The following is a 21,970-nucleotide window of genomic DNA, read 5'->3' as shown; positions in this document are numbered from 1 at the left end:
CCGGTATCAAAACCATACCGTCAACGAGACGACACCGATGAAACGGAGGACACGACATGACAACTCTCGACGGCGCAACGGTTCTGGTGATCGGTGGGGCCAAGAACCTCGGACTCGCCATCGCCACCCGAGCCGACGAGCTCGGCGCCCATGTGGTCATCGGTGCGCGGGAGGTCGACGATGCACGTCAGGCGGCGGCCGGACTGCGCGATGCGCAGGGAGTCGCACTGGACATCACCGACGAATCGTCGATCGCGTCGGCGATCTCCGACATCGGTCGCGTCGACCACGTGGTCTCCACCGCTGCCGCGCATCACAATGTCGCGGTCACCGACCTCGAGCACGACCGGGTCGTGACGGCGTTCGAAGCCAAGGTCATCGGGCCGCTCCTGTTGGCGAAGCATCTCGCGACGGTGCTGCCGGAATCGGGTTCGTTCACGCTCTTCTCCGGCGTGGCGGCCTGGAATCCGTCCCCAGGCCTCTCGATCATGGGCATCACGAACGGGGCCGTCGCATCTGCCGTGACGCATCTGGCGGCCGAGCTTGCTCCGATCCGGGTGAACGCCGTGTCGCCGGGCATCATCGACTCGGGGACATGGGACGGGATGCCGGAAGCGGATCGGGATGCGCTCTTCGTGAATGCGTCGCAGAACGCGCTCGCCGGCCGGGTCGGCACCGCCGCCGACGTGGTGGATGCGGTCGCATGGCTGTGGGGAGCCGGCTACGTCTCCGGCGAGACGATCCACGTCGAAGGCGGAGCACGACACCATTGAACAAGCGGTTCGGGCGCCTCGGAGGTCGGACGAAGCCGTTGACTTCAACTGCACGTGAACTCCTAGCCTCGGGGCCATGGCAGAGAAGAACACGATCAGCTCCCGGCCGGCGCTCCATCTCGGACTCGATGTCGCGGAGGCGGTCGACGAACTCGTCGACCGCCTCCAACGGGGTGTGAGCTCCTCCGACGCCGACATGTACGACAGCATCTTCGCCGACGACATCCTGTGGGGGACACCGAAGGGGCGTGTGCTGCAGGGGTACGGCGAGCTGAACGCCATCCACCATCGCCTCATGGCGGCATCGGTCGCCCCGCCCTCGACCTTCGTGGTCGACCAGGTGATCACACCGTCACCGGATGTCGTCGTCGCGCAGATCTCCCGCGTCGCCGTCGAGCCCGGCGGCTTCTCGGAGGTCGCGATGTACGTTCTCGTGCGGCGGGACGAGCGCTGGTGGGTGTCGGCGGTGCAGAACACGCCGATCACCGACCAGCTGCCGAGCTGACGCCGCCTCCCGAACAGGGATTGTCGGTGCCGATCGGTACCGTGACCGCATGGCTGAGTTCCCCGACGGGGTCGATCGATGCACGTGGGCAGGCGGAGCGCCCGAGTTCCTCGAGTACCACGACACCGAATGGGGTTTCCCGGTCGCCGACGACCGCCGACTGTTCGAGAAGGTCTGCCTCGAGGGCTTCCAGTCGGGGCTCTCGTGGCGGACCATCCTCAACAAGCGGGAGAACTTCCGCGCCGGCTTCGCGAACTTCGAGATCGAGGAGGTCGCGAAGTTCTCCGAGCGGGATGTCGACCGACTGCTCGGTGACGCGGGCATCATCCGGCATCGCGGCAAGATCGAGGCTTCCATCAACAACGCACGCCGGGCCATCGACCTCATCGACGAGAAGGGGTCACTCGCGACGTACTTCTGGTCGCACGAACCCGATGCCGCGACCCTCCCCGAACCGCAGTCGATCACGACCTCGGCGGAATCGGTGGCCATCTCCACAGACCTCAAGAAGCGCGGCTGGCGATTCGTCGGGCCGACCACGGTCTTCGCATTCCTCCAGGCCATGGGCCTGATCAACGATCATGAGCGTGGCTGCGCGATCCGCGCCGACGTCGATGCAGCGCGCGTAGACTTCGCGCGCCCCTGAGGCGGCCGTGTAACAACTGCGGAAAACCTGAGTCCGCGCTGGTCAGACGCATTGTCGACAATCTGACAATATGTCATCATCACCTCATGAGACCGGTCGAACTCCGCGGCGTCGAGCCCGTCGGCGTACCCCAGCAGCAGGTGGGCATCGGCATCGTCTGCCCGTTCGACATGGCCTTGGACCGCGAACTCTGGCGCTGGATGCCCGACTCGGTGTCGCTGTACTTCACCCGTACCGGCTACATCGATGCGCCCGTGGACGTCGAGCTGTGCCGGGACCTCAACAACCATGCCGACATCACAGCCGCGGTGCGCAGCATCACTGCGGTCGGTCCGCGATCGGTCGGGTATGCGTGTGCCTCAGGCAGTTTCGTCTACGGGATGGCTGGAGCGGTGGAGTTGTCGAACTGCATGCTCGCCGCCGGTGCGGCGTCCGCGGTGACGACCTCCGAGGCGTTGGTGCGGGCTCTGGACCGGATGGGCATCGCTCGTATCGCGGTGGCGACCCCGTACACCTCGGCGCTCACAGGACTGCTGTGCGATTTCCTGGTCGAGTCGGGCCGCAGCGTCGTCGCGCACTCGGGACTCGGCCGCGATCATGAGATCTGGACGATCCCGTACCAGGTCACGTGCGATCTGATCCGGGCAGCGGACCATCCGGATGCGGACGCGATCTACGTCTCCTGCACCAACCTGTGGACGTACGAGATCTTGGGGATGATGGAGGCCGAGCTCGGCAAACCCGTGTTGTCGGCCAACCAGGTCACGGCGTGGGCGACGCTGACGGATGCCGGCTACGTCGCCGAGGCGTTCCCGCACGCGACCGGTCAGTCGCTGTTCTCTCGCGTAGCCTGACTGCCATGAGCGATGCGCCGTTCGGGGAGGCCACCGAGGCCAAGTACGTACTGCTGACGACCTTCAAGAAGGACGGCACGGCAGTCGGGACACCGATCTGGGCGGCCCGCGACGGTGATCAGCTGACCGTGTGGACGAGTGGTGACTCGTGGAAGGTCAAGCGAATCCGACGGAACCCCCACGTGATCGTGCAGGCGTGCGACAACCGCGGCAACAAGACCTACGGGGCGCAGGCCCACGGGACCGCGCGACTTCTCGATCGGGCCGGCAGCGACCACGTGCGCTCGCTGATCACCAAGAAGTACGGCATCGTCGGCTGGCTCATCGTCAAGAGCAGCGTCACCTTTCGCGGTGCCGACAAGTCGATCGGGATCTCGATCGCCCCGGGTCAGCCCAGCTCGGAGTAGACCGCTCCCCACACGTTCTCGTGTTCGACCGGGGTGATCCGGCCGGCGTCGAGGTCGTCGTCCGCACGGGCCAGCCGGGTCGCCAGCTGCACGAGCTCGTCGCGATCCATCTGCTGATCGGGTGTGCCGAAGTCCCCCGACCACACGCGCGCCGTACGGACCGCGCCGCGGGTGGTCCGCGACGCAGACTCCGCCGCAAGCAGGGCGGCCGCGATCGATGCGGTCGCCACACCCGCTCCGACGACGGTCGACAGACCCGCCGCACCGCACATGGCCACGATGACGAGCCAACCGATGATCGTCCAGGCCGGTGCGGAATGCCACACGCGCAGGGCCCGACGCTCCGGTCCACTGGTCCCCGGTGGATAGACGGTCAGGCGATGCTGCACCCAGCGTCGGGCATACCCGACGCGGAGTGAACCCCAGCGATTCGAGCCGTCGAGGACTCGGGTGACCGCATCGGCGGGCCTCGGATGGAGATCGTGCATGCCTCCTGCCTACGCGGTCGAGCTGTCGGGACGGAAATCCTGTGAGGCGGAACACCTCGGCGACCGGACCGACAAGGCCCCGTCAAGAACTCGGCCGATTCCGTATGGATTTCGTTAACGACCCTGGTGAGAGCAGTTCGGCGCGCTCATGATGGCTGCTGCGCCGCCGAAGGGGCGGTGCATCGAGGCAGGGAGTTCCGGTGGCCGACGTGCTCTATCTGCTCGCGATTCTCGCGGGCTTCGCCGTGTGTGTGTTCGTCCTACGTGCGGTGGATCTACGAACGGGAGAGAAGAGGGCCGACCGATGACCGCTGATGGCGCGATCGCCGTGGTCCTCCTGGCTGTCGCCGTGCTCGTGGTCGTCTACCTCTTCGTCGCGTTGCTGTTCCCGGAAAGGTTCTAAACGTGAGTTCTGTGACTGCCGGCCTGTTGCAGGCCGCGGTGGTGATCATGGTCCTCGCGGCGTTCTATGTACCGCTCGGTGACCACATGGCCCGCGTCTACCGGTCCGATCGGGATCTCGTGGTGGAGCGCATGTTCTACCGGCTGGTCCGGGTCGATCCGCGCCGACAGCAGACCTGGGTGGGATACGCCGTTGCGGTCCTCGCCTTCTCGTTGATCAGTGTGCTGGCGCTCTTCGCGTTGCAGCGGCTGCAGGGAGTGCTCCCGTGGGCCGACGGCAAGCCGGGGGTGACGCCGGCGATGGCATTCAACACAGCGGTGTCGTTCGTCACGAACACGAACTGGCAGTCGTACTCGCCCGAGGTGGTGATGAGCAACCTCACCCAGATGGCGGGGCTGACTGTGCAGAACTTCGTCTCGGCGGCAGTCGGTATGGCCGTCGCCGTCGCGCTGATCCGCGGCATCATCTCGCGTGCGACCGGGCAGATCGGGAACTTCTGGGTCGACCTCACACGCGGCACTGTTCGAATCCTGTTGCCGCTGAGTCTGATCATCGCCATCATCTTGGTTCTCCTCGGCGCCGTGCAGTCGTTCCGGACCGGTTTCGACTTCACGACCCTGTCCGGTGATCCCGGCCGCAGCATGGTCGGCCCCTTCGCATCCCAGGAGGCCATCAAGGAACTGGGCACCAACGGCGGCGGAACGCTGTCGGTGAATTCGGCGCATCCGTTCTCCAACCCGACGCCGCTGACCAACGTCATCGAGATCATCGCGCTGTTGCTGATCCCGTTCGCCCTCACCCGCACCTACGGGACGATGGTCGGCGACCGTCGCCAGGGATACACCCTCCTCGGCGTGATGGTGACGATCTGGACCGCGATGCTCGCCGTCGTGTGGACCTTCGAATCCCGCACGGACGGAATGGCTTCGCGTGCGGCAGGAGCGATGATGGAGGGCAAGGAACAACGATTCGGCATCCCCGCGTCGGCGCTGTGGGCGGTGTCGACCACCGGCACGTCCACGGGCGCGGTGAACTCTGCGCACGACAGTTTCTCCGCCGCGGGTGGCGGCGCGCTGATCTGGAACATGCTGCTCGGCGAGGTCGCGCCCGGCGGCGTCGGGGCAGGCCTGTACGGGATCCTCGTCTTGGCCATCATCGCGACCTTCGTCGGCGGACTCCTGGTCGGGCGGACCCCCGAGTTCCTGGGGAAGAAGATCGGTCAGTCGGAGATCACCATGGCCGCCCTCTATGTTCTCGTGATGCCTGCGCTGGTGCTGGTGGGCGTCGCCGTATCGGCGATCCTCGGCTCGACGACCGGTTTCCAGGGCAACAGTGGTGATCCCGGCACCGCCGGTTCCATCCACGGATTCTCCGAGGTCGTGTACGCGTACGCGTCTGCGGCCAACAACAACGGCAGCGCATTCGGCGGCCTCACGGTCACCAGTGACTGGTTCCAGACCTCTCTCGGTCTGGCAATGCTGCTCGGTCGTTTCCTTCCGATCGTCTTCGTTCTCGCTCTGGCAGGGTTGCTTGCCAGGCAGCACGGGCGGGAGTCGGGCACGACGGTTTCGGCGGCATCCGGCTCCGCGGCCCCGGTCCCGGATGCTCGTGCCGGCGGAACGGCCACTGCCGTGCGAACATCCGCCGCCAACCGGGTGGCGACGGTGAGCTCGGCCCTCCCGACGCACGGCATTCTCTTCGGCTCTCTGCTGGTGGGCACCATCCTGCTGGTCGCAGGGCTGACCTTCTTCCCGACCATGGCGTTGGGACCGATCGCAGAGGCGCTCCTATGACCACTCCGACCATCACCGAGCAGCCGGTCCCGACCGCAACCGACGATCCTGCACCAACGCAACTGGTGTCGGCAGGCGCATTCGATGCCCGCTCGCTGCTGACCTCCCTTCCCGAGGCGGTCCGCAAGCTCGCGCCCCGTGACCAGGCTCGTAACCCGGTGATGTTCGTCGTCTACCTCGGCGCGATCATCACGACGATTCTCACGCTGTGGCAGCCGTCGTGGTTCGCCTGGGCGGTCGTCGCCTGGCTGTGGTTCACGGTGCTGTTCGCTGCGCTGGCCGAGGCCGTCGCCGAGGGGCGTGGCCGCGCTCAGGCCGCGAGCCTCCGAAAGGTCAAGCAGGACACCACTGCCCGACGCATCGATGGCTCGGGCGGGACGGAGATCGTTCCCGGCGGCGAGTTGCGGATCGGTGATCGGATCGTGGTCGAGGCCGGTGAGGTGATCGCTGGTGACGGCGACGTGGTCGAGGGGATCGCCACGGTCGACGAGTCGGCGATCACCGGCGAGTCGGCGCCTGTGGTCCGAGAATCCGGCGGTGACCGATGTGCGGTAACGGGTGGGACCACCGTGCTGTCGGACCGGATCGTGGTCCAGATCTCGACCGCGCCCGGTGAATCGTTCGTGGACCGGATGATCGCGCTCGTGGAAGGCGCCGCGCGCAAGAAGACACCCAACGAGATCGCACTGGACATCCTGCTGGCCAGCCTGACGATCATCTTCCTGCTGGCTGTCGTCGCCGTCGGACCGATGCAGATCTACGCCGGCCAGGAACCGGATCCGGTGAAGCTCATCGCGCTGTTGGTCTGTCTCATCCCCACCACCATCGGGGCGTTGCTGTCGTCCATCGGTATCGCCGGTATGGACCGTCTCGTACAGCGCAATGTGCTGGCGATGTCGGGGCGCGCCGTCGAAGCGGCCGGCGACATCGACACGTTGCTGATGGACAAGACCGGGACCATCACGTTCGGCAATCGTCGCGCGACACGGATCATCCCGGCCCCGGGGATCGGCATGGACGAGTTCGCATCTCTTGCATGTCAATCCAGCCTGGCCGACGACACCCCCGAGGGGCGCAGCATCGTCGACTTGTGCAGCAGCGAGTTCGGTGTCGACGTGAGCGTGTTCGATGACCAGGCCGGCCGACACGAGGTCGTACCGTTCACCGCGCAGACCCGGATGAGCGGGATGGATCTCCCCGCTGCCGCGGACGGGACCGGGGTCCGGGCGATTCGGAAGGGTGCGGCCGACGCCGTGCTGCGGTGGGTCCGGGAGACCGGCGGCGCCGCTCCCGCGGAGATCACCGACGAGGTCGACGCCATCGCCTCGGCCGGCGGCACCCCACTCGTGGTGGCCGTCCGGGAGGGGGATGCGTCGGTGTTGCCGATGGGCGTCATCGAACTCTCGGATGTGGTGAAACCGGGTATGTCGGAACGGTTCGCACAGTTGCGCGCGATGGGTATCCGGACCGTCATGGTCACCGGTGACAACCCGCGGACAGCCGCCGCCATCGCGGTCCAGGCCGGTGTGGACGACTACATCGCCGAAGCGACTCCCGAGGACAAACTCGCGCTCATCCGCCAGGAGCAGCAGGGGGGCCGTCTTGTCGCGATGACCGGCGACGGGACCAACGACGCTCCGGCGCTTGCGCAGGCCGACGTCGGACTGGCGATGAACACCGGCACGTCGGCGGCGAAAGAAGCCGGCAACATGGTCGATCTGGACTCCGACCCGACCAAGCTGATCGACGTCGTGGCGATCGGAAAACAGTTGCTGATCACCCGCGGTGCGCTGACCACGTTCTCGTTGGCCAACGATCTGGCCAAGTACTTCGCCATACTGCCCGCACTGTTCTCGGTGATCTACCCGCAGCTCGACGCGCTCAACATCATGGGGCTGCACTCGGCGCAGTCGGCGATCGTGTCCGCGGTGATCTTCAATGCGCTCGTCATCGTCGCGTTGATCCCATTGTCCCTGCGAGGGGTGGGATACCGGCCGGGGTCGGCGCAGCGGCTCTTGGGTCGCAACCTCGCCGTCTACGGCATCGGCGGCGTCATCACACCTTTCGTCGGCATCTGGCTGATCGATCTGGTCGTCCGTTTTCTCCCGGGAATGGGGTAGCTCGAACCATGAAGACAATCCTGGCCGGCCTCGGCCGGCAGTGTGCGGTGGCGATCGCCGTGGTGGCGGCCGCGACGGTGGTTCTCGGGATCGCTTATCCCGCAGCGGTGTGGGTGGTCTCGCGGGTGACCAGCGACTCCGCCGAGGGATCGCAGGTGCGCGATGCACGCGGATGCGACGTCGGGTCGTCGTCGATCGGCATCGACCCGCAGGTGCCGAACGGCCGGCCCGACCCGTATCTGCACGCGAGGACCGTCGGGGCCGAGGGAGAGCCGTTCGCGCCCGGTGATCCCGCCGCGTCCGCGGCGAGCAACCAGGGCCCCAACAGTGAGGCCCTCCGCGATCGGGTCCTCGCGAAGCGGGCGCTGATCGCGGCGCGTGAAGGTGTTGCGCCGACCGCGGTCCCGGCAGACGCGGTCACCGGATCGGGATCGGGGCTCGACCCGCACATCAGCGTCGACTATGCGCGCCTGCAGATTCCTCGACTGGCCAGAGAGAACAGTCGCACACAGGCGCAGGTCGCATCGTTGATCGACGAGCACACCCAGGGGCGCGAGTGGGGCTTTCTCGGTGAGCCCCGGGTCAATGTGCTGGAAGTGAACCTCGCTCTCGGACACACGGCTGCCGATTGTGGCGGCCGCTGACCAGGGGCGGGTCGTTGCGCGCCGGGACACCTCCGGCACATCGGCGCCGATAGACTCGGTGATTATGTCGCCACACGCGGACAGCCGTGGGCGCCTCGAGGTCTTCCTCGGGTGTGCGCCCGGGGTGGGCAAGACCTTCGAGATGCTCGCGCACGCGCGCGGGCTCATCGACGAAGGCGTCGACGTCGTGGTCGCAGTCGTGGAGTCCCACGAACGAGTGGCGACGGCCGCCCTGGTCGAAGGTCTCGAGGTGATCGCTCGAACCGAGGTGGCCTATCGCGGTGCGGTGCTGGACGAGATGGACCTGGACGCCGTACTCGCGCGGCGGCCGCAGGTGGCCCTGGTGGACGAACTCGCCCACACGAACGCACCAGGGTCCCGAAACGGCAAGCGATGGGAAGACATCGAGGTTCTCCGTGATGCCGGGATCGACGTGCTGTCGACGATCAACATCCAGCATCTGGAGAGTCTGAACGACGTCGTCCAACAGATCACCGGTGTCGTGCAGCGGGAGACCGTGCCCGACGAGGTCGTTCGTGCCGCCGATCAGATCGAACTGGTGGACATCGCCCCACAGGCCCTGCGACAACGACTTGCGGCGGGAAAGGTGTACCCGGACGGCCGGATCGAAGGTGCCCTCGCGAACTATTTTCGCCAGGGGAATCTCACCGCGCTGCGTGAACTCGCGTTGCTCTGGCTTGCCGACCAAGTGGATGACAACCTTTCCGACTACCGCGATGCGCACGGCATCACCGAGACATGGGAAGCACGAGAACGGGTCGTGGTGGCGCTGACCGGAGGTCCGGAGTCGGCGACGCTTCTCCGGCGGGCACGGCGGATAGCATCACGTTCGAGCGCGGAACTGGTTGTCGTACACGTCGTTCGTGGTGACGGGTTGGCGGACAGGGGCTCCGTCGATCTCACCGCTCTGACAGAACTCGCGGCCGGATTCAACGCCCGGATACACACCGTCGTCGGCGACGACGTCCCCGCGGTGTTGCTGGAGTTCGCCCGCGGGGTGAACGCCACGCAGCTGGTCATCGGTACCTCTCGCCGGAGTCGGTGGCAGCGAATCCTCGACGAGGGTGTCGGCGCCACCGTGGTCCGCGAGAGCGGACGGATCGACGTGCACATGGTGACCCACGAGGAGACCCGGCAGCGCAATCGCCTCGACATCCGGGACACCCGTTTCCATCGCCCTCTCAGCTGGGTCTTCGCCGTGGTGGTGCCACTCGCGGTGACCGGTCTGCTCTGGTGGTTGGACACCTGGCTCGGTTTCGCCAGCGAGTCGGCCCTCTACTTCGTCGCGGTGCTGGCGGTGTCGATGTTGGGAGGCATCGGACCGGCTGCGCTGTCGGCGATCGTCTCCGGGCTGCTGCTCAACTGGTTCTTCACCGATCCGCGTCTCACCCTCACGATCAGTCAACCCGACAACCTCATCACCATCATCGTGATGCTGGTGATCGCCATCGCCGTTGCGGTACTGGTCGATTCGGCGACCGTCCGACGGGTACAGGCCCAGCGTGCGACACGTGAGGCGGAACTGCTCGCGACGTTCTCGACGGCGGTCCTGGGCGGTGCGGATGTGTCGGTACTGCTCGACCGGGTGCGCGAGACCTACGACCAGATCGCCGTCGCCCTCGTGCGCCGCGATCGCGGAGGCGAGCGACTCGTCGCGAGTGCCGGTGGCGTCGATCTCGCAGATGCCCCGGACACCGTGTGTCCGGTACCTGGCGACGACTACGAGTTACGACTCTGGGGGCCGGCACCCGACGGACGTGACAGACGGGTGCTGGGGGCGGTGGCCACTCAGGCGGCCGGCGTGGTCGAGCGCAAGGGTCTCGAGGCCGAGGCAGCCGAGTCCCGTGCCATCGCCCAGGCCGACGAGTTGCGGCGCGCGCTGCTGGCGGCGGTGAGCCACGATCTGCGGACGCCGTTGGCTGCAGCCAAGGCCGCGGTCTCCAGCCTGCGCAGCACCGACGTGACCTTCAGCGCCGAGGACACGGCCGAACTGCAGGCGACCGTCGAGGAATCCGTCGACCACCTGGCCGCGCTCGTCGGCAACCTTCTCGATTCGTCGCGGCTCGCCGCCGGTGCCGTCCGACCGGATCTGCGGCGCACATATCTCGCCGAGGTCGTACATCGGGCGACCGCGGTCGTCAGTCGGCAGGAACCGGTGGCGCCGACCGTATCGGTGACCCTGGAACAGGGCTGGGCATACACCGACTCGGGACTGTTGGAGCGGGCATTGGCGAATCTGATCGACAACGCGGTGCGGCACAGCGGAATCGCCGAGGTGGCCGTGGATGCGCGACTGACCGCCGACGACCCGCCACGGTGTGTGATCCGTGTGGTCGACCACGGCCCGGGCATCCCACCGGCCGAACGTGAGCGGGTCTTCACCGCCTTCCACCAGTCGGGCGATCAGAACGGCGCCTCGACCGGCGTGGGACTCGGATTGTCGGTGGCCCGCGGCTTCGTCTCCGCGGTCGGCGGCACCCTGGTGGCGACCGAGACGCCCGGCGGCGGCACCACGATGGTGATCACGCTGCCGACCTCGGCGTCCGACGAGTCGGTCGGTGGGGGTGCGATCCGATGAGCGAACCGACCAGGGTGCTCGTCGTCGACGACGAACCCCAACTGATCCGAGCGCTGCGGATCAACCTGAACGCCAGGGGTTTCGACGTCACCACCGTGTCCACCGGCGCCGCCGCGCTGGCCGCGGCTGCCCGGACCGACCCGCATGTGGTGGTCCTGGACCTCGGTCTGCCCGACATCGACGGCTTCACCGTCCTGGAGGGGCTCCGGGGGTGGACGACGGTCCCGGTCATCGTCTTGTCCGCGCGGACGGACGCCTCGGACAAGGTGGCCGCGCTCGACGCCGGCGCCGACGACTACGTCACCAAGCCATTCGGGATGGAGGAGTTCCTGGCCCGCCTGAGGGCTGCGGTGCGCCGTGGCGCGGTGGGCGAGCCGACCGCCGCGGTCCCGGTGGTCGACGCGGACGCCTTCACGGTCGACCTGGCGGCCAAACAGGTGACCCGCGGCGGCGTACCGGTGCACCTCACCCCGACGGAGTGGGGCGTGCTGGAACTGTTGGTGCGCAACGAGGGAAAGCTCGTCGGGCAGCGCGAGATCCTCACCGCCGTCTGGGGGCCGACGTACGTGAACCAGACGAACTACCTGCGCGTGTATCTCGCCGGGCTCCGCCGCAAACTCGAGGACGACCCGGCGGCGCCGGTGCACCTGCTGACCGAAGCCGGGATGGGGTATCGGTTCGTGCGGGGAACCGGATCGGACGGTAATCGGAAGCCCGTGCGGGAAGAAGAGTTGCGAGAAGCGGCAGGGAAGGCGAGTGGTATGCAGATCGACACGTGGTGGCCGAGATTGAGCGCGGAGGCGCGGGCTTGGCTGATCGAGCACAACGGTGAGCCACTGGATGCCGCCGTGCGCACCGAGATCCTCACCGTCACCGACGGTGCGACGGATCCCGCCTGGTGGGCGGGTGACCAGCCCGACGGGTCATCCGAACTCGCCGACGCGGCGGTGGACTGGATCGAGTCCACCGCCAACGCCGAACCCGGCTGATCCTGCTGCTCGATCAGTGGTTCGTCCTCGTCGAGTAGGAGTGCTGCGCTGCGACGAGGCACACCGCGGCTATGCCGACCGACCAGGCCAGGGCCGCCACCGCGGTACCGGTTCCGATCGCGGAGCCGGTGAGCAGTCCGCGAAGTGTCTCCGTGACCGGCGTGAACGGTTGGTACTCGGCGAACTGTCGCAGACCCATCGGCATCGAATCGGCCGGCACGAACGAACTGCCCATGAACGGCAGCAGTGTGAGGAACATCGGTGTGTTGCTGGCGGTCTCGACGCTCTTGGCACGCAGCCCGAGCAGCACCGCCAACCAGATCAGGGCGTAGGCGAACAGTGCGAGCAGACCGATCGTGGCGATCCACTCGACTGCGGAGGCGTGTGGCCGGAAGCCGAGGGCCACCGCGACGCCGAACACGACGGCGAGACTGAGCATCGTCTGGACGAGGCTGCCGATCACATGCCCGGACAACACCGCCGTACGCCCGATGTCCATCGTGCGGAACCGCGCGATGATGCCGGACGTCATGTCCATGGCGACCGTGATGGCGGTGCCCTGGACGGCGGCTGCGATGGTCACCAGCAGGATGCCCGGGACGACGTAGGCGAGATAGGCGGAACGTCCGGTGCCCCCGGTGGCGGTGACCATGTCCGAGCCGAGCTGACCGCCGAAGACGAAGACGAAGAGCAGCAGGAACACGACCGGCATGCCGACGAGTAGCACGGTCATCGAGGGGTAGCGGAGCATTCGGCGGAGGCTTCGGCGGACCATGGTGACCGAGTCCGCGGCCGAATGGACCAGCGGGCGACCGGTCGGGGCCTCCGGCGCGGTGGATGTTGTTGTCATGGCTGCTCTTTCATGGTCGTTGTCGTGCTGGTCGTCGGCGTGTTGGTCGTCGGCGTGGTGGAGTCGGTCAGGGCGAAGAAGACGTCGTCGAGGGTCGGGGCCTGGATGGACAGATCTGCGGGGGTGATGTCGGCACGGTCGAGCCGGTCGAGGATGCGGCGGAGGCCGTCCATCACGTCCGGCACCGGCACTGTCTGTGTCAGCGCATCCACGTCGACGGTCGCGTCGTCGAACAGCCGCGTCGCGGTGACCAGGTCGGCGGAGTCGGCATAGGTCAGTCGGACGGTGCTTCCGCGGACCGACGACTTCAGCTGCGCCGCAGTGCCCTCGGCCACCAGGTGGCCATGGTCGAGGACGGCGATGCGGTCGGCGAGCCGGTCTGCCTCCTCGAGGTACTGAGTGGTGAGGAAGACGGTGACGTCCTCGGCGGCGAGTGCTGCGATCATGTCCCACAAAGTTCGGCGACTACGAGGGTCCAGTCCCGTGGTCGGTTCGTCGAGAAAGATCAGTCTCGGTGTGACCACCAGCGTCATCGCGAGGTCGAGACGCCGGCGCATGCCTCCGGAGTAGGTCGAGACCGGCCGGTCGGCCGCTTCGGTGAGATCGAACCGGTCGAGCAGTTCGGCTGTGCGACTGCGCTGTTCGGATCTGCCGAGGTGGTGCAGCGCGGCGATCAAGAACAGATTCTCGCGACCGGTGAGCAGGTCGTCGAGGGCGGCGAACTGCCCCGTGACACCGATCGCCGAACGGATCGCCCGCCGATCGTCGACCAGGTCGTGGCCGCAGATCCGCACCGCTCCGTCGTCCGGCGACATCAGGGTGGACAGGATGTTGACCGTCGTGGTCTTGCCGGAGCCGTTGGGTCCGAGTAGTGCGAACACCTCCCCGGACTCGACGCGTAGGTCGAGACCGTCGAGGACGACGTTGTCGCCGAATCTCTTCGCCAGGCCCCGCACTTCGATGGCGGGTGTGGAGATCGTGGTGGTCATGGTCGATCCCTCTCGGATCAGGCGCGGTCGGTCGTTGCGCGATGGATGGTGATGGAGCCGGTCGACGTGCGGCCGCGGATCTCTGCCGTCTCGTCGGCGTCCTCGGGCCCGATCGCGTCGACCAGGTCGTTGCGGACGTGGCCGAAAGCCGTTGTCACGTCGAGCCATGCAGCGGTGCCCGATGCGATGCCGATCTCGAGATCACCCAGCGACGTCTCGAGTACCGATGATCCTCGGGTGATCGACCCGACCCGCACGTCACCCATCGCGGTCTTCGCATCGACTGCCCCGCCGGCCGCGCCGATCCGGATGTGTCCGTTGGCAGATCGGATACGCACGTCGCCGTCGGCTGCGCCGATGGTGGTGTCGCCGTTGGAGTTCTTCAGTTCGGCATCGGCCGACACGGTGCCGATGTGGAGCCGGCCGGTGCCGGTCGAGAGGGTCGCACTGCCGTCGACCTCGTCCACCGACACGTCCCCAGCGGGCGTCTTGACGGTCAGGGCGCCGGTGCGACCGAGGGTGATCGATCCCATCGATGTCGAGAGTGAACTGTCGCCGAGGCGGCCGGTGGCCCGGACATCGCCCATCTGCGTGCGAGTGGACACCGATGAGCCACTGGGGATCTCGACCGAGATGTCGACCGACCGGGACTTGCGGGAGAAGTCGAAGACGCCGGTGCGAGGACCGCTGATGGTCAGCCGACCGCTGGTGAGATCCGTTCGCACCTGCGCCGCGGCCTTCACGTCCGAATCGTCGGTGGGATCGGTGGGAGCCACGTCGACGACGGTGTCGGTGCGGTCACTCGCGGTGATGGTGATGTGTCCGACGCCGAGGTCGACGCTGAGCGAGATGGGTTGTGGAGTGGGGAATTCGGGCATGATCTGACTCCTGATCGTGGGTAGGTTTCATCGGCCCACGACGTGCCGTCGCGGACTGGTGATCGGGTGGCGAGGGGGTGGGTTAGCGCACCCAACCGGTCAATCGAGTGGACGAGCGGTGCTCGCGGCGCGTAGAGCTGGTGTCTTCGGCGGTCGGTCGCTGTAGCGCGGCGGCCCCGGCTCGCACGAGCCAGGCGTTGACCGATCGTCCCTCTGCTGCTGCGGCATCCTCGATCGCCGCTTTGAGCTGTTCGGGCAGTCGCAGGTTGATCCGCGCGGCCGGCCCGTCCTCGCCCGTCAACAGGTCAGCCGAGTCGGGGGTGGGGTCGGCCGGCCGGGGTTCGTCGGTTTCCGGCGCGGCGTGCGCAGCCGGCAGGGAGACGACGAACTGCGGCTCGCGACCGCGGAGCCGCACCTCGACCGAACCGGGCGCCAGGTCGCGGGTGATCTCGTCGGCGGCTGCGGACAGCACATCGAGCACGGTCACCCGGATGGCCGACTCGATCGGACCGGTGAGGCGTTCGACGAGCTCTCGCGACTCCGCGCCGCCGACGTCGGCGAGGGCAGCGATCTCGGTGCCGAGGTTGTTCACGTATCTGCTGACGTCCATGGCACCACTGTGGCACACAAGTGGTGCCATGGCAACACCATTCTGGATGATCGTTGGCACATGACAGCCATTCTTTCGCTATCGCCGCAGTTCAAGCGCGTTTGGCGCGGTGGTGCCACATGGGGCGCCGGATGGTGCCATCACGGCATCGTCTGGTTCTGTGGTGGGTCTAGCGGTGTGCCGGTGTCGCCATGAACAGCGAACCAACTCCGCCGACGGCGGGGTCGACCCCGGCCAGCCGGAGTCCGTGCCACGCGGTGACCTGGTTGGCGGTCAGGACCGGTTTGCCGACGGCTCGCTCGAGGCCGGTGAGGGCCGCGACCGTGTGCAGTGCGGTGTCGGGGACGAGGATGGCCTGCGAGGAAGGTGTATCACTGCTGCGCACCATCTCCACCAGGCCGGCGTCGTCCAGGGTGCCGGCGTCGGAGGCGGTCATGATGTCGTGTGCGCGCGAGGCTGCCGTCGACACCCCGGCTCCGGCGAGGAACTCGATGAAACCGGCGGCGACCGGCTCGGGGTAGGTCGCGGCGATCGCGACGGAGTCGATCCCGAGATGGCGACACGCGGCGGCGAAGGCGAGCGAGGTCGACGAGGTCGGGACGCCGGTGTGGGTGGCGAGGTCGGCGACCTGCGCGTGGGCGCCTTCCCAGCCGTACAGGAAGCTGCCGGAGGTGCACGCCCACATCACGACGTCGGGTCGGTGGGCGGCCGCGCGGCGAGCCCCTTCGACGAGGCGATCGCCGGTGCCGACGGCGCGCATCGCGGCGACGGTGTGATCGTCAGACTCGATCTCGGTGATGACCACGGGCAGTCGGACCGCCCCGATCGCCTTCTCCAGTAGCGGGTAGTCGTCCTCGGCCGCGTGGCCCGGGTAGAGCATCGCGATCGTTGCTGCGGTTTCTGTTGTCACCGGTCCACCTCCCAAGTAGATTGTCAACAATCTACCAACCGTATGACATCGATTTGCGAGGAGTGTTCGAGGGAGTGGACGACGTAGCACCGCGATGGCTCTCGGCCGGCGACCTGGTCGCCGGCTACGCGGACGGATCACTGTCGCCGGTCGCGGTGGCGCAGGAGCACCTCGCTGCCATCGCCGACGACGATCCGGCGATCAATTCGTACTGCCTGGTCGACGAGGAGTCGGCGACCGCTGCTGCGCGGGAGTCGGAGCAACGGTATGCCGCCGGGGTGCCCCTCGGGCCGCTCGATGGGGTGCCGGTCAGCGTCAAGGACCTGCTCCTCACCCGGGGCTGGCCGACGTTGCGCGGGTCCGAACTCATCGCGCCGACGGATGACGAATGGGCTGTCGATGCCCCGGCGGTGGCACGCCTGCGTGAAGCCGGGGCGGTGCTGCTCGGCAAGGTGACGACACCGGAATTCGGTTGGAAGGGTGTCACCGACAGTCTTCGGTGTGGCGTCACCCGCAACCCGTGGAACACCGACCGCACCGCCGGAGGGTCGTCGGGTGGTAGCGCGGCCGCAGTCGCCGCGGGCCTCAGCACGCTGTCGATCGGCACCGACGGCGGTGGCTCCGTACGTATCCCGGCCGGTTTCTGCGGCATCGTCGGGCTCAAGCCGACCTTCGGTCGGGTCCCGCTCTACCCGGCGAGCCCGTTCGGCACGCTCGCACACGTCGGTCCGATGACCCGAACCGTCGACGACTGCGCCGCACTGCTCGACGTCGTGAGCGGCTTCGACTCCCGCGACTGGTGGGCGATGCCGACCCCGACCGAATCCGCACGTGATGGACTCGGCGATCGGCGGGATCTCACGGGTGTGCGCATCGCCTACAGTCCGGATCTCGGGTTCGGCTCGAATTCTGCACGGGTGCAGTCGAACACCGATGCGGTGGTCGAAACGTTGCGTGCGATGGGGGCGACTGTGACACCGGTCGACCTCGGTTGGGAGGACCCCGCCTGGGCATACCACGTCCTGTGGTTCAGCGGGGCCCAGGCGGTGGTCGGGGCCTTCGGGCCGGGTGCCTCGGCGAAGATCGACCCGGGGTTGTCCGCAGCTCTGCAGCGGCACGGCGGGTTCACTGCTGCCGACTACCTCGACGCCACCGCGGTGCGGATGGATCTCGGCCGTCAGATGGGCCGACTCCACGAGGATCACGACGTACTGCTCACGCCGACGCTGCCGTCGGTCGCCTTCGAGGCCGGAGTAGACGTGCCTGTCGGCAGCGAGAGCGCCGACTGGACGTCGTGGACCCCCTACAGCTATCCGTTCAACCTCACCGGTCAGCCGGCGGTCACGGTGCCCAGCGGATTCGACGCAGACGGCGTCGGCGGGCGCCTGCCGACCGGTGTCCAGTTCGTCGGCGCGCGCCACCAGGATCACACGGTTCTACGGGTTGCCGCCGCATTCGAGGCGGCAATCGGCGGATTCGCGAACCTGAACACCATCGCCAGAAGCGAGAGGACGGCATGACCGACCGTTTCATCACCGTGTCCCTGGAGAGGCGTGGGGTCACCGCCGTGGCGCGTCTCCTCGACGACGAGGCGCCGCGGACCGCGGCAGCGGTCTGGGACGCATTACCGCTGGGTGGACAGGTCTTTCACGGAAAGTTCGCGCGCAATGAGATCTACACGCTCCTGCCCGCATTCGCGCCGACCGAGCCCGGGCCGGAGAACACGACGATCACGCCGATCCCTGGTGACCTGTGCTACTTCACCTTCGACGGGGTGCTCACCAATCCGGCGTACGGATACGAGGTCGGCTCGGCACCTGGTGAGCACCAGCTCCTGATCGACCTGGCAGTCTTCTACGGACGCAACAACCTGCTGGTCAACGGCGACGTCGGCTGGGTGCCGGGCAACGTTTTCGGCACCATCGTCGAAGGTCTGACCGAATTCGCGGCCGCGTGCAACGACATCTGGATGGGTGGTGCGCGCGGCGAAACGCTGTCCTATGCGCGCGCATGAGAGTAGAACTGAGGTAATGACCATGGCGACTCGATCGGCCGCACCAGGGGGGCGAAAGCGGATTCTCACCCCCTTGGTCCAGGAGTCCACACCGGCGATCATCGCGCGAAAACTGCACGATGCGATCGCAACCGGACAGTTCCCGCCGGGCGCGCAACTCACCGAATCGGGACTCGCCGCCGATCTCGGTGTGAGTCGTGGGCCGCTGCGCGAGGCCATGCAGCGGTTGACGGCAGAAGGACTGCTGGTCAGCCACCGTAACCGTGGTCTTTTCGTCGTCTCGATGGACGACGACGACATCCGTGACATGTACGTGGCGCGCACCGCCGTCGAGCGCGCGGCTGTGGCACAGGTAATCTCGCATGGCGACCCGGATGCGATCGCCGACCTCAACGACGCGGTCGTACGGATGCGCACGCACGTCGACGACCCGAACGGGGTCGACATGGCCGAGGCGGACATGAGATTTCACCAGACTCTGGTCGATCACGCCCAGAGCCAGCGCCTTTCGCGTCTCCACGAGACAATCCTCGTCGAGACCCGGATGTGCCTGCGGGCGATGCGGGGGACGTATTCCTCGGGAAAGGATCGAATAGACGAACACCAGGCATTGGTGGACGCGATCGCCGCAGGGGCGGCGACTGCGGCCGACGAACTGATGATCGATCACATGAACGACGGCCTGAACCGGCTGGTCGCGGATGACTCCGACGACCCTGGTGTCAAGTCGGCGGGGTGATCACACGGCACAGACGACCGCCGTTTCGATCCGGTTTCCGCCGATGTGAGCTGAGCGACAACGCAATTGGCCACACTTCCCCAGGAAGGTAGGAGATGACTGAAGCATCATCCTCACCGGCGACCTTCGAGGAGCTCGCCCCCGACCCCGAATCACCCGAAGGAAAAGCGCTACTGCGCAAGGCGATCGGAGCATCGGCCATCGGCAACGCGACCGAATGGTACGACTACGGCGTCTATGCGGCGACCACCACCTATCTCACCCAGGCGTTCTTCCCGGGCGATCTCGGCACGATCGGCACCATGCTGGGCTTCGCGATCTCGTTTGTCCTGCGGCCATTGGGCGGCATGATCTGGGGTCCGATCGGCGACCGCATCGGACGCAAATCTGTTCTCGCCATGACCATCCTGCTGATCTCCGGCGCGACTGCGCTCATCGGCGTGCTGCCCACCCACGCGGTGGCGGGGGTCTGGGCGCCGATTCTGCTGATCCTGCTGCGGGTGATCCAGGGCTTCTCCACCGGCGGTGAGTACGGCGGCGCCGCCACCTTCATGGCCGAGTACGCGCCGGACAAGAAGCGAGGCAAGTTCGGCTCGTTCCTGGAATTCGGCACGCTCGCCGGATTCAGCGCCGGAACCGCGATCGTCCTCCTCTTCGAGCTGCTGCTCACCGACGAGCAGATGCAGACCTGGGGTTGGCGCATCCCGTTCCTGATCGCGCTGCCACTGGGCCTGATCGGCCTCTACCTGCGATCGCAGATGGAGGACACCCCGGTCTTCCAGGAGCTGGAGCAGGACAACGAGATCAAGGGCACGGCGTTCACGCGGTTCAAGGATCTGCTGACCAACTACTGGCGTCCGATCCTGATCATGTTCGGCATGGTCATCGCGCTCAACGTGGCCAACTACACCTTGCTGGCCTATCAGCCGACATATCTCAAGAGCACGATCGGTCTGTCCGACTCCTCAGGATCGACGGTCGTGCTGATCGGCCAGTTGGTGATGATGGCGATGATCCCGTTCTTCGGTCGATGGTCGGATTCGACCGGCCGAAAACCGATGTGGTGGGGCTCGCTGATCGGACTGTTCGTCCTCGCGTTGCCGCTGTACTGGTTGATGGGCCAGGGGTTCACCTGGGCGATAGTCGGGTTCGTCATCCTGGGATTGCTGTACATCCCGCAGTTGGCGACCATCTCGGCGACCTTCCCGGCGATGTTCCCGACCCAAGTCCGCTACGCGGGGTTCGCGATCTCCTACAACGTGGCGACCGCGGCGTTCGGTGGTACTGCTCCACTGGTCAACGATGCGGTGGTGGAGAACACCGGGTGGAACCTGTTCCCGGCCATCTACATGATGGGCGCATGTGCGATCGGCATGGCCGCCCTCGTCTTCCTGAAGGAGACCGCGGGTTGTTCGATCCGCGGAACCGAGATCCCCAGCCTGGAGCGGGATCTGGCGGAAGCGGGGAGCAGCAAGAAGTAACGCACGTCCGCGACACGATCGGTGGCCGCCTCGCCTTCGGGAGGGGTGGCCACCGTCGTATCTCGAGTCAGCTCAACAGGCGGAGTGCGCTGAGCGCGTAGGTGCGGGCGGCCACGGCCAGGTCGGCGACGTCGATGGACTCGTCGGGTTGATGCGCCTGGGAGTGGATGTCGCCAGGACCCAGCACGATGCTCGGGATGCCGAGGTCGCGGCTGACGAAGCCGCCGTCGCAGGCGGCGCTCCAGCCGCCGACGGAGGTCGGTACGCCGGCATCGGTGACCGCGTCGACCGCCGTGGTCACCAGGCGGTGGTCGGCAGGGGTCGCGAATCCGGGCATCTCCATCGTGACCCGGACATCCACGGTGATGCCGTCGGTGTCGATCCGTGCGGCGCGGATGGCCGACCGCAGGACCTCGGCGATACGGTGCACGTCTTCGTCCGGCATCAGCCGGCGGTCGACCCCGAGCGAACAGGTGGGCGCGACCACCGAGATGCCCTGCCCACCTGCGATGGTGCCGACATTCCAGGTTCCCGCCCCGAGCAGGTCGTCGAGATGCTCGTCCAGTGCGCGCTGATCGGCGCGGATCAGCTCGATCACCGATGCCGCCGCCTCGATGGCGCTCCGGCCGTCCTTGGGACGACCGGAATGGGCTGCGCGGCCGGTGATGTCGATCTCGAGGTAAGAGGCGCCGCGGCAGCCGCGGACGACCTGCATGTCGGTCGGCTCGGCGACGATGCAGCCGGCGAACTCGTGACGTGACGGGCGACCGACGAAGTCGCGCACCCCGATGCCGTGCTCTTCCTCGTCGACCGTGCACACGAGTTGCACCGGTCCGCTCACGGCGGCATGACCGTCCGCGATGGCTCGCGCGATCGCCTTCATCGCACCGACGGCGGCGGCGAGGCCGCCCTTCATGTCGGTGGTCCCGCGACCGATCAGCAGATCACCGTCTCGCCGCACCCGGTACGGATCGCCGGTCCAGTTCGGTCCGGCCGGCACCACGTCGGAGTGCCCGAGGATCATCAGTCCGGGACCGTCGCCGCCGGCCAGCGTCGCGGTCAGATTGGGCCGACCCGGTGCGACCTCGGTGATCTCGACATCGAATCCAGCCTCCCGACACGCCTTCTCGAGCACGGCCACGGCAGCGGACTCGGTGCCGCCGGGATTCTCGCTCGGTGCCTGGACCAGCGCGGTGGTCAGCTCGACGACGGCGTCGTCGTCGATCGCCGACAGCACCCGGGACTCGATGTCACCCGCAACACTCACGTCGGTCACGG

21 protein-coding genes and 1 pseudogene are annotated in these 21,970 nt (G+C 67.1%); 15 read left to right on the top strand and 7 right to left on the bottom strand.

Translation table 11 applies throughout. From position 1 onward, the window contains the following. Positions 1-56 precede the first annotated feature (56 nt). From GS4_RS05415 to GS4_RS05395, 5 genes are all read left to right on the top strand, one after another. Positions 57-773, top strand: a complete 717-nt coding sequence (locus tag GS4_RS05415) for an SDR family oxidoreductase (protein ID WP_007618296.1) — start codon at positions 57-59, stop codon at positions 771-773. A 76-nt stretch (positions 774-849) separates the two neighbouring features. After that, positions 850-1,278: a nuclear transport factor 2 family protein gene (locus tag GS4_RS05410; RefSeq protein WP_007618294.1), complete on the top strand. Its 429-nt coding sequence runs from the start codon at positions 850-852 to the stop codon at positions 1,276-1,278. A 49-nt stretch (positions 1,279-1,327) separates the two neighbouring features. Further along, on the top strand, positions 1,328-1,924 hold the full coding sequence (locus GS4_RS05405) for a DNA-3-methyladenine glycosylase I (RefSeq protein ID WP_007618292.1): 597 nt from the start codon (positions 1,328-1,330) through the stop codon (positions 1,922-1,924). 86 nt (positions 1,925-2,010) lie between these two features. Further along, positions 2,011-2,778 carry a maleate cis-trans isomerase family protein gene (locus tag GS4_RS05400; protein WP_007618290.1) on the top strand — a complete coding sequence of 256 codons (768 nt, stop codon included), beginning with the start codon at positions 2,011-2,013 and terminating at the stop codon, positions 2,776-2,778. 5 nt (positions 2,779-2,783) lie between these two features. Continuing rightward, the gene (locus GS4_RS05395; protein ID WP_007618287.1) at positions 2,784-3,185 is read left to right on the top strand and encodes a PPOX class F420-dependent oxidoreductase; all 402 of its coding nucleotides are present in this window, start codon (positions 2,784-2,786) and stop codon (positions 3,183-3,185) included. Here the strand turns inward: GS4_RS05395 and GS4_RS24735 are convergent. After that, a complete protein-coding gene (locus GS4_RS24735; protein ID WP_007618285.1) occupies positions 3,167-3,673 on the bottom strand; it encodes a DUF6611 family protein in 507 nt (168 codons plus the stop codon). The two genes, GS4_RS05395 and GS4_RS24735, sit on opposite strands and share 19 nt — an antisense overlap. 304 nt (positions 3,674-3,977) lie before the next feature. Between GS4_RS24735 and kdpF the strand changes: the two genes are divergently transcribed. From kdpF to GS4_RS05360, 6 genes and pseudogenes are all read left to right on the top strand, one after another. After that, entirely contained in the window at positions 3,978-4,076 is a 99-nt protein-coding gene (gene kdpF / locus GS4_RS05385; RefSeq protein ID WP_040509643.1) for a K(+)-transporting ATPase subunit F, read from the top strand. Positions 4,077-4,078: 2 nt separating this feature from the next. Then, positions 4,079-5,869 (top strand): potassium-transporting ATPase subunit KdpA, encoded by a 1,791-nt coding sequence (gene kdpA / locus GS4_RS05380; protein ID WP_007618283.1) that lies wholly within the window; start codon positions 4,079-4,081, stop codon positions 5,867-5,869. Next, positions 5,866-7,989, top strand: coding sequence for a potassium-transporting ATPase subunit KdpB (kdpB, locus tag GS4_RS05375; RefSeq protein WP_007618281.1), 2,124 nt, complete (start codon positions 5,866-5,868; stop codon positions 7,987-7,989). The genes kdpA and kdpB overlap by 4 nt, the downstream gene beginning before the upstream one ends. A gap of 8 nt (positions 7,990-7,997) precedes the next feature. Next, entirely contained in the window at positions 7,998-8,633 is a 636-nt protein-coding gene (locus GS4_RS05370; protein WP_007618279.1) for a potassium-transporting ATPase subunit C, read from the top strand. A 64-nt stretch (positions 8,634-8,697) separates the two neighbouring features. Then, on the top strand, positions 8,698-11,232 hold the full coding sequence (locus GS4_RS05365; RefSeq protein ID WP_007618277.1) for a DUF4118 domain-containing protein: 2,535 nt from the start codon (positions 8,698-8,700) through the stop codon (positions 11,230-11,232). After that, positions 11,229-11,918: pseudogene (locus GS4_RS05360) on the top strand (response regulator); the annotation flags it as partial. The gene GS4_RS05365 and the pseudogene GS4_RS05360, both read left to right, overlap by 4 nt. Positions 11,919-12,234: 316 nt before the next feature. Here GS4_RS05360 and GS4_RS05355 read toward each other — a convergent pair. The 5 genes from GS4_RS05355 to GS4_RS05335 form a co-directional block, all read right to left on the bottom strand. Continuing rightward, positions 12,235-13,071, bottom strand: coding sequence for an ABC transporter permease (locus tag GS4_RS05355; RefSeq protein WP_007618273.1), 837 nt, complete (start codon positions 13,069-13,071; stop codon positions 12,235-12,237). Continuing rightward, positions 13,068-14,060, bottom strand: a complete 993-nt coding sequence (locus tag GS4_RS05350; protein WP_007618263.1) for an ATP-binding cassette domain-containing protein — start codon at positions 14,058-14,060, stop codon at positions 13,068-13,070. The genes GS4_RS05355 and GS4_RS05350 overlap by 4 nt, the downstream gene beginning before the upstream one ends. Positions 14,061-14,077: 17 nt before the next feature. After that, positions 14,078-14,938 carry a DUF4097 family beta strand repeat-containing protein gene (locus GS4_RS05345; RefSeq protein ID WP_007618261.1) on the bottom strand — a complete coding sequence of 287 codons (861 nt, stop codon included), beginning with the start codon at positions 14,936-14,938 and terminating at the stop codon, positions 14,078-14,080. Between the two features lie 82 nt (positions 14,939-15,020). After that, on the bottom strand, positions 15,021-15,548 hold the full coding sequence (locus GS4_RS05340) for a type II toxin -antitoxin system TacA 1-like antitoxin (protein ID WP_007618259.1): 528 nt from the start codon (positions 15,546-15,548) through the stop codon (positions 15,021-15,023). Between the two features lie 169 nt (positions 15,549-15,717). Next, a complete protein-coding gene (locus GS4_RS05335; protein ID WP_007618257.1) occupies positions 15,718-16,428 on the bottom strand; it encodes a maleate cis-trans isomerase family protein in 711 nt (236 codons plus the stop codon). Between the two features lie 104 nt (positions 16,429-16,532). Between GS4_RS05335 and GS4_RS05330 the strand changes: the two genes are divergently transcribed. The 4 genes from GS4_RS05330 (at position 16,533) to GS4_RS05315 (ending at position 20,692) form a co-directional block, all read left to right on the top strand. Continuing rightward, a complete protein-coding gene (locus tag GS4_RS05330) occupies positions 16,533-17,978 on the top strand; it encodes an amidase (protein ID WP_007618255.1) in 1,446 nt (481 codons plus the stop codon). After that, positions 17,975-18,472, top strand: coding sequence for a DUF3830 family protein (locus GS4_RS05325; RefSeq protein WP_007618253.1), 498 nt, complete (start codon positions 17,975-17,977; stop codon positions 18,470-18,472). The genes GS4_RS05330 and GS4_RS05325 overlap by 4 nt, the downstream gene beginning before the upstream one ends. Positions 18,473-18,488: 16 nt before the next feature. Then, on the top strand, positions 18,489-19,211 hold the full coding sequence (locus GS4_RS05320) for a GntR family transcriptional regulator (RefSeq protein ID WP_007618251.1): 723 nt from the start codon (positions 18,489-18,491) through the stop codon (positions 19,209-19,211). A gap of 95 nt (positions 19,212-19,306) precedes the next feature. Further along, on the top strand, positions 19,307-20,692 hold the full coding sequence (locus GS4_RS05315) for an MFS transporter (protein ID WP_007618250.1): 1,386 nt from the start codon (positions 19,307-19,309) through the stop codon (positions 20,690-20,692). Positions 20,693-20,759: 67 nt separating this feature from the next. Here GS4_RS05315 and GS4_RS05310 read toward each other — a convergent pair whose 3' ends face one another. Beyond that, the gene (locus GS4_RS05310) at positions 20,760-21,968 is read right to left on the bottom strand and encodes a M20 family metallopeptidase (RefSeq protein WP_007618247.1); all 1,209 of its coding nucleotides are present in this window, start codon (positions 21,966-21,968) and stop codon (positions 20,760-20,762) included. Positions 21,969-21,970 lie beyond the last annotated feature (2 nt).

It is taken from the genome of Gordonia soli NBRC 108243 (assembly GCF_000334455.1).
Taxonomy (GTDB): domain Bacteria; phylum Actinomycetota; class Actinomycetes; order Mycobacteriales; family Mycobacteriaceae; genus Gordonia; species Gordonia soli.
The sequence above is the reverse complement of the archived record's forward strand: the minus strand, read 5'-3'. Positions and strand labels throughout refer to the sequence as shown.